This window comes from Deltaproteobacteria bacterium, from assembly GCA_019308925.1.
Classification (GTDB): Bacteria; Desulfobacterota; B13-G15; order B13-G15; family RBG-16-54-18; genus JAFDHG01.
Genome location: JAFDHG010000085.1, coordinates 1 through 8,581 on the forward strand (window position 1 = coordinate 1; position 8,581 = coordinate 8,581).

The 8,581-nt window shown below is 49.5% G+C and carries 7 protein-coding genes; all 7 read right to left on the reverse strand.

Going from position 1 to position 8,581, the window contains the following annotated elements; genetic code table 11:
• Window positions 1-368: 368 nt before the first annotated feature.
• Entirely contained in the window at window positions 369-2,861 is a 2,493-nt protein-coding gene (locus tag JRI46_11525; protein ID MBW2040196.1) for an MMPL family transporter, read from the reverse strand.
• The gene (locus JRI46_11530) at window positions 2,846-4,174 is read right to left on the reverse strand and encodes a B12-binding domain-containing radical SAM protein (GenBank protein ID MBW2040197.1); all 1,329 of its coding nucleotides are present in this window, start codon (window positions 4,172-4,174) and stop codon (window positions 2,846-2,848) included. The genes JRI46_11525 and JRI46_11530 overlap by 16 nt, the downstream gene beginning before the upstream one ends.
• The gene (locus JRI46_11535) at window positions 4,171-4,794 is read right to left on the reverse strand and encodes a hypothetical protein (GenBank protein ID MBW2040198.1); all 624 of its coding nucleotides are present in this window, start codon (window positions 4,792-4,794) and stop codon (window positions 4,171-4,173) included. The genes JRI46_11530 and JRI46_11535 overlap by 4 nt, the downstream gene beginning before the upstream one ends.
• Window positions 4,791-6,275 (reverse strand): NAD(P)/FAD-dependent oxidoreductase, encoded by a 1,485-nt coding sequence (locus tag JRI46_11540; protein MBW2040199.1) that lies wholly within the window; start codon window positions 6,273-6,275, stop codon window positions 4,791-4,793. The genes JRI46_11535 and JRI46_11540 overlap by 4 nt, the downstream gene beginning before the upstream one ends.
• A 156-nt stretch (window positions 6,276-6,431) precedes the next feature.
• Entirely contained in the window at window positions 6,432-7,019 is a 588-nt protein-coding gene (locus tag JRI46_11545) for a hypothetical protein (protein MBW2040200.1), read from the reverse strand.
• Between the two features lie 38 nt (window positions 7,020-7,057).
• Complete coding sequence (speE, locus tag JRI46_11550) at window positions 7,058-7,951, reverse strand: polyamine aminopropyltransferase (protein ID MBW2040201.1); 894 nt, start codon at window positions 7,949-7,951, stop codon at window positions 7,058-7,060.
• On the reverse strand, window positions 7,935-8,581 hold a 647-nt coding region (locus JRI46_11555; GenBank protein ID MBW2040202.1), incomplete at its 5' end, for a type III PLP-dependent enzyme. The genes speE and JRI46_11555, both read right to left, overlap by 17 nt.

The following is an 8,581-nucleotide window of genomic DNA, read 5'->3' on the forward strand; positions in this document are numbered from 1 at the left end:
TTTGTTTTTCTTTTTATCTAATATATAGAAAATTTAAACATAAATAATTAGTAGTGTCAAGTATTTATCTTACTGGAGTTTCCTGAGTTTTTCATGATTATAGGAGTTTCTATATGTTTTTGAGGAAAGAAACTTTCCTAAGTATTTGAAATGTTTAGATCACTGTTTTAAAACTCAAAAAAGGGGGATTCCAGATATCTCTATCTTCAACATATTGATACTATTACACAATAACAATTTCTATATTAAAAAGTCAGGAAACTCCAGTATTTGTGCTATTGAAACGGCAAGGAAAAGGTTTGTTGTAAGCGTTCAGCCGTCAGCAATCAGCCGTCAGCTTCGAACTTTTGATCTTATGAGAACGAAGGTTAAGACTTCCTTTTCTCGCGTCCTCCCTTCTCACCAATCGCCACGATCAGAGATGGTAGCAACAAAAGGGAGGTGAGCAGACAAGCGCCGATCCCGATGACCGCGAGCTTGCCCAGGGAGGAAAGGGCGGGGAAGTGGGAAGTGCTCAGGGAGCCAAAACCCACCATGGTGGTCAATGAGGTCATGACGACTGCCCTGCCAGTATACCTGACTGCTTCCCCTATGTCCCTTCCCTCGCGATATCGATGGACGATATGAATTCCATCGTCAATCCCTATGCCGAGGATCAAGGGGATTGCCACTGCATTGGCTGGGTTAAGTTCCATCCCCAGAAGAGCGCTTATTCCCAGCATGTAGGCCACCCCAGCCAGCAAGGGGGACAGGGCCATCCCCACCCATAGGGGTCTTTTAAAGTGCATGAAGAGCAACAGCAGCACCAGAGATAGGGCAAGGGGGGCCAGGAGGGTGAAATCCCTCTTCACCATCCCCTGGAGCTGAAGGGCGACGAGTTCTAGGCCCGTGCACTCGGCTTGAGGCACAATCCTCTTTATCGCCCTTTGCAGTTGCAGGGGATCGACCCTTGCTGGATCGAATCGGATCTCCTGTCGCAATTTATATCCCCCTTTTGCCTGCACCACATACCTCTCTATTGGCTCGGCCAGGGGGGTTAGGGTCAATCGCTGCACGAGTGCAGCCGGGGGGATGGGGGTCTCCCTATGGGCTATCCTTTTCAACATCTCCTGTGTCCGGGAGAAGACTTCCGGGTTAAGACCCTCCGCCTCTAAGGCCCTCTTCAGGGAACTTGCGGCCTTTTCATAGTCCATCCCCATGCGCAGCCTCGCCAGTACCTTCTCTTGCCTATTAGTAGAGGGGATGAACTGGGCGAGGTGGGAGCAAAAGAGGATCCCCTCCCCATATTTATCCTGGAGGGATTTGGCAATGGCCTCCTGCTGTTGCAGGAGTTGATCGAGGTCCTCTCCCCCCAGGAGCACGGTCAACCCCTTGCCTTCACCCCCAAACTCCTCCTGCATCCTCTCTAGGGCCCTCATCCCCTCCATCTTCCGGGGGCGAAATCCCTCCACCCCCCCCATAATCCTCACCTTTGTTCCCATATATCCTCCGAAGACGGCCAGGGATATAAGGATGATGAGGATAGTGCGATAATGCGCCTTCAGAAAAGGGATTAGGCGAGCCAAACCCCACTCCCTTAGAGGTGTGTATTGATATCCCTTTTTCTCCACCCAGACCAAGAAGGAGGGCAGCACCAGGGAGATGGTCAACAGACAGAAAAAGAGACCCGAGGCGACCAAGATCCCCAACTCCACAATCCCCTGGATGCGGGCCAGCAACAGGGTAAGGAAGGCGGCGATGGTAGTAAGCCCCCCTGTCCAAACCCCCTTCCCCGTCCTCATAAGGGTGATCTCCATTGCCTCGTCCAACCCCTTGCCGGCTGAGCGCTCATGGTGATATCGATGGTAGATATGGATGGCGAAGTCTATCCCCAATCCCACGATGATGGCCGCAAAGGAGACCGTGATGAGGTTAAGCCCTCCTGTGAACAGCGAGGCCACCCCCATGGTGAGCTGGACCCCAACCATGAGGGGAAGCCCGACAAAGAGCAGCGTTACCCACCTCCTGTAGGAGAGGAGAAAGAGGGCCAACACCATGGCAAAGGAGCCCAGAAAGGAGGTCAAGAGGTCGTGGCGCAGGATCCCCGCCTTTCCGACGGTCATGGTATGGGGGCCCACAAAGGAGATCCTCACTCCGGGGAAGGTCCCTTTTAGCTCATCTAATCTTTGTACCAGTTCCTGAGAGGACCTCCAGGCAACAGAGGGGAAAGAGGGCTCAGCCACCATGAGAAGCGCCCTCCTATTCGGGGATAAGAGATAGCCTTCAATGAGGGAGGGGGCCCAGGGCGATTTCCCCCTCCACCGCTTGAACAGAAACTCCCTCATTGCAAGAGGATCGCTGACGATCAAGCCCCTCCATCCAGGTGAAAGGTAGCTTATAAGGAGACCTTTGGCCTTGCGGATCTCCGCCAGGATCTTTTCCTCTGAGAGTCTCCTCTTGAACTCCTCGGCATCCTCCTCTTGGAGATAGAGCTGGGGATAGGGAAGATAGATAGCGAGGGCCTCCTTCCATCCTCGCATATCCCCTTCCATGCCCGGGAAGATCCGCTTGAAGGCCCTTGTCCCCCCTATCTCCAAATCAGCCAGAGACCTCCTCAGCCCCTGAGCGGACTCGATCAATTCAGCCTCCTCCTTTCCCTCCAGGAGGATATAGAGATGTTCCAGGTGGCCGAAACCTTTTAAATCCTCCACCAAGACCTTTAATGCCCCGCGGTCTGTGGGCAGCAGTTGCAACCAATCGGTCTCAAACCGCAACCTTCCGGTGACCAGAAAGGCCAAGACAAGTATTAGAAGGAAGGATATCAAGACCCGCTTGGGGTGGTGTAAGGAGAGCTGAAGGGCCTTTTTTAAGAAGAACTCCAACAAGGGGTCCCCTCCCGGTAGAAATGCCTTTTGGCCTTACGTACAGCAGGCCAATGACCCAGGTTCATGGGGCCGAAGATGATGAGGCTGCGGCGCATGGCAAAGGGCTGAAAGATCCTTCTCACCATGGAGCGCAGGGAGTAAAACTCCTTGTTGACCCACCAGAATCCCTCCTGAAGCTCATCGACTGTCATCATCTTTGGCCTGAACACTACAGTGGCCATGTCATATCTGCTCCAATCCTCGGTGAGTATCTTCCCCTCCTTCTTCAAACGCTGGTAGATCTTGGTCCCAGGAAAGGGGGTCAACACAGGCAGGAAGGCCCCATCGATCCGGGTCCTGTGCGCAAAGGACAAAAATTTCTCAAAGACCGAAGTGTCGTCGTAGTCATAACCAAAGACAAAAGAGGCGTGAACGCCGATCCCATGATCGTGTAACTGCTTGATCCCCGTTTCATATTGCTCCACCTTGTTGGTCCTCTTACCCATCAACTTCAAGTTCTCCGGGCTGAGGCTCTCAAATCCTATAAACATCCCGTGACATCCCGCCCTTGCCATGAGGCGGACTAACTCCTCATCCTGGGCGATAGTGATGGGACCTTGGCTTACCCAACGCAGACGATACTGTGAAAGCATGGTGAAGAGTTCACGGGCGTATCTGATGTTGCCCACGATGTTATCATCGACGAAAAAGATATAGGCCTGGGCCCTGCGCAGGGATCGGACCTCCCTCTCCACCTCCTCTAGGGGGCGGGTTCGATAGGTCCCCCCATACATGGCCGTCACAGAGCAAAATTCGCAATCGAAGGGACATCCTCGGGTGGTCTGGATGGTGTTCTCAAAGAAATAGCCTTGAGGGTCCAAGAGATTCCTCCGGGGCAGGGGTAAACGGGCAAGGTCTGTACGCCCCTCCTGTTGGTAGAACCTCTTCAACTCCCCCCTGGCCGCATCCCTGACTACCTCTACCCAGATCTCATCGGCCTCTCCGATCACCACCGCATCGCAGTGGGCGATGGCCTCCTCCGGCAGCCAGGTGGAGTGCATCCCTCCCATGACCACCTTCACCCCCCGGCGCCGATATTCCTCGGCGATCTCATACCCTCGTGGGGCCAAGGGGGTCATGGCGGTGATAGCGATTAAATCGCACTCTTGGTCAAAATTTATAGGGGCGATCCCCTCATCGTGAATGGAGACCTGGTGACCCTCAGGGGTGAGGGCGGCCAGCAGGGTGGTGCTCAAATGGGGGAACTTAAAGGTGATCACATCCCAAAAGCTATCTTTGGGCCAGCAAGGGACGATGAACTTGATCTTCATGGCCCCTCCTCAACCCCTGTCTTGGAGAGGAGCCCCTTCAGGTCCGCCAGTGGGTAAACCTCCCATCCTGCAGTGATGGGGACAAAGGCCCCCTCCGGCAGGGGGAGGTCGACATGTGGCCCCTTTAGCCTCAGCTCAAACCTGATCCCTTTCCCCTCAACCTCGCCGTAGATGCGGGTGGGGAAACGCCCTCCCCCTATCTCCTGGTAATCCTTATAGGCCATCTTGAGGATGAGGGTATCTCCTCCCCGGGAGTCCCCCTGGCCTATCCACCCCATATAGATCTTTTTCTCACTGGGCAGGATGATATGGAGGAGGCCTTCGGAGTAGATCACTTCCCCTACCGTCGCGCCAAGCGTCGAGGTGAGCCGCAAACGCAAACGGACGGGCCTCTCATAGAGGAGGACCCCCCGCAGGAGGTGTAACTCCTCCCGCACCTCTACCTTGACGAAGAGCCGGGCCTGAAGAGAGCTCACCCCATGATATCTGCTGAGGGCCGCCGCAAGGGCCTGGGAAAGGGGAACCTTCTCCATCTCTGCCTCCGGCAACCTTTTAGGTACACACCCCATCACCAATGCAATGGTGATGATAGGGATGAGGCAGCCCCTGAGAAACTTCATCCTTCCTCCTTCAACCTCTCCCATATCAGGTTGGTGGTGATCTGACCCGAGGCCATGGCCGCGGCCACCCCCCCTCCTGGGGCAGTCCAATGGCCAGCCAGGTAAAGCCCATCTATGGGGGAGACCCTGTTCAACCGATATATCCCCGCCTGTCTGGGGATCTGAGCCCAACCATAGGCCGCCCCCCACCTGTTACCAGTCATCCTCTCGATGGTCAAGGGGGTGGAACTCACCTGCAGGACGATCCTTTGAAGCAGGTCGGGTACCATCTCCTCGGCCTGAGAGATGATCCGCTCGGCAAGGGCCCCCCTCATCCCCTCATCCCACCCTCCTAATAAGCGGTAGGGGGCCTTGTAGCTAAGGCACAAGGTGCTATGTCCCTTGGGGGCGTGGGAGGGATTCACTAAGGATGGGGCGAGGAGATAATAGGGAGGGGAAGAAGGGATCTTTCCCTCTTCCAGATAACAATACTCCTGCTCCAAATCGTAGTGTGAGAAGACCTCGTTGTTGGAGCAAGAAAGGTCCAGTTCCCCCTCCATCCCCAGATAGATGATAAAATAGGAAAAGGAGGGCCTCATCCCCTTCAACCTCTTGGCCCAGCCAGGGGGAAGGCATTCCTCTCCGATCATCCTCAGGAAGGTGGTGGTGGCATCGGCGTTGGAGATCACCACCCTGGAAGTAATCACCCCTCCTTCCTTGAGCCGCACCCCCATTGCCTTTCTCCCTTCGGCCATGATCCCCTTCACCTCCTGCCGGGTCTGAATCGTCCCCCCCCACCTCGTAAACCCCTTGGCCAGGAGTTGGGGCAGGGCCTCCATTCTCCCCTTTACAACCGCCACCCCCCCCTGCAGGTAGCTCATCTCCAAAGAGGCCATGGCGATCACAGAAAGCCTGCTGGGGGGGAGCAGGGCATAGGAGCTCCTCACCCCCAGGATCGCCTTGAGCCTGGGGTCCTTTATGAGTGCCTCCAGCAATTCCTGGAGGGTCTTGTCCCGGTACTGAAAGGTAAAGGGGAACTCCCGGGCAAAACGTGAGGGATCAAACCAGGAGAGGGTGTAGGGGAAGCGATCTATCTCCTCAGAGAGTGAGTGGTAGATATGGTACAATCCCCTGATCCCCTCCCTTTCTTGGGGGAAAAGGGAGGAGAGGTATTCCACATGGGAGCTCAAATCGGTGTATTGGCGGATCTTCAGATCGGGGAAGTAGTACTCGCGGCCTGGATCCAAAGGGAGAAATTCTATCCCTTCTCTTAGACCCAGGTCATCCAACAACCTCCAAACCCTCCCCCCCTCCCTGCACCCCCCGATGGACTGGACAGAGAGGTCGAAGGTAAAGCCCTTGCGCGTGAAAGAGGTGCAACACCCCCCTACCTTGGTCCTCTTTTCAAAGATGACCACCCGCAGCCCCTTCTGGGCAAGAAGGACGCCGCACACCAACCCCCCTAACCCAGCGCCGATGATGATTACATCGTAGTCCATCATACTCCCGATGTGAAAGCGCTTATTTCCTCATCCTTATCTGCGTTCTCGCTTCATGGCAAGTTAAGATGTTTTTCATCTGTCATGGATAGCTAAGTGAAAATCCCCAATTGGCAAACATGGGGAGTTCTCCTAAATTGCAGATTTTGACAAGAAATCTTAATTCGATAAAAAGAACCTTTTAGTACGAATTAAGAGGGCTTTAAATTTTATAGAGAACTTTTTAGACCAGGTTAAGCATGCGATAATGTAACTAAGGATCATTATTACATTTAAGAAGATGGTAGGCTGTAATATGTTTCCTAAAAAGAGAAAATAGAATATGAGAAAAAATAATGCTGCAATCAGATCGCCACCTATGGAACAATAAAAATTGTACCCATGTAATAATCTTCTCTTTTCCGCACAAACATCCCAAATAATATGAAAAACAAACAGAATATTCATACATAACCAATACCATGAATAATCATCTTTCATTGAAAGTGCAAATAATCTGGAAATAGTAAAAAGAATTAAAATATCTAATACAAATAGATCAATTGCATAATCTCCATCCCCATATTTATTATGAACATAAATCCAGTCAACAACTATAATTAGATACGCAAACAGGATAAGAAGAACATGTTGATCTATTTTCTCAATCTTATCAAAAAATCCAAAGCCGTAAGCAAGAACTACCCCATACATTACATCTAGCAAACTGATTCTTACTGCGCTTGCTTTTTCTTTTCCCCTTTGCATTGAAACATCCCCATGTTAAAGATCGCAGTCCAAAACTATTAGGTTTCGTTTCCTAGAATCTCTTCAACAAAATTTGGTAAAGCAAAAGAAGCAAAATGGACCTTATCATTATAATATTTTGTATTAAATCCTGCATCAAGATATTTTTTATATTTGTCTTTTTTGAAATCCCTCAGGGGATCATAAAAATCAGAGCAAATCATAAAACTCCACAAAGCGCTGGGATATGTTGGTATCCAAGCCAAATAAACTTGAACTGTTTTGAATACCGAAGACAGATTTTTATATGTAGTTTTAAATATGTCAGCATGATAAAAGGGTGATTCTGTTTGAGAGACAAATATTCCTTTATCTTTCAGATGTTCCTTAACAAGTCGGAAAAAGTCTTTTTTAAATAAAGTATCACCAGGAGGTAGAGGATCAGGAGCATCTGAAATGACCAAATCATATTTTTGGGTTGACTTTTTTAAATAGTAAAATCCATCGTCAGGTATTATTTTAACCCTGGAATCGTTAAAACTGTTTTGACAAATATTTGATAAATATTTTTTTGATATTTCGATTACTTTTTCATCGATTTCCACCAAATGAATTTCTTTGATCTCTTTATGTTTTAAAAGTTCTCTCAAAGCGCACCCATCTCCTCCGCCTATTACCAAAATGTCTTTAGGATTCTCGTGAACGAAAACAGGTACATGGGTAATCATCTCATGATAGATAAACTCATCTTTTTCTGTTAACATTACAGAACCATAAAGGATTAACATCCTGCCGTATTCATGAACTTCGAGCACCTCTATTTTTTGGAATTTTGATTTACCGCTATACAATATGTCCTTAACTTTATAAGCCATACCTACCTTGCCATTGTGAAACTCCCTAAACCAGAAATCCCAAAGATCTTCAAAATATGGTTTATAGCTTAAGCTCATCTTTTTCCTCCTCAATTATTACTAATTCTGCTTTTCTCAAGAGACTAAAATCTGTCGCGCTGCTATATGTATATGCCCCCATGTAGGAACATATGAGATAATCCCCCACATTTAACTCTGGCAATAATTTATTTTCAAAAATCACGTCAAAAGAGTCGCAAGTTGGACCAGCGATCATACAAGGGTACTCTTTGTTCCCGCTCTTTTTCAACGCAAGGGCAGGATAGTCAGCTTTATCATAAATTTTTCCGGAAAAGCAACCGTAAAGCCCATCATCTATATAATACCATATGATCCCTTTCCGTATCGACTTTCCAATGACTTTAGTGACCAAAAAACAAGCATTTCCAACAACAAAGCGACCTGGCTCTGAAATAATCCTAAAATTTTGAAAAAAGTTATCAAGCACAGATTTTATTGGGCGACAGAAAGTTTCAATGTTTACAGAGCTTCCTTCACGAAACAAGGGGAACCCTCCGCCAATATCTAAGAGAGAGATATCAAAACCTAACACTAGTAATTCATTAACAACAGACTTGATTTTCGGCAAAATATTGACAAATGGGGAAGGGTCCGTTGTCTGTGACCCTACATGAAAAGCTAACCCAACGGGCTTTAAGGCATGATCTT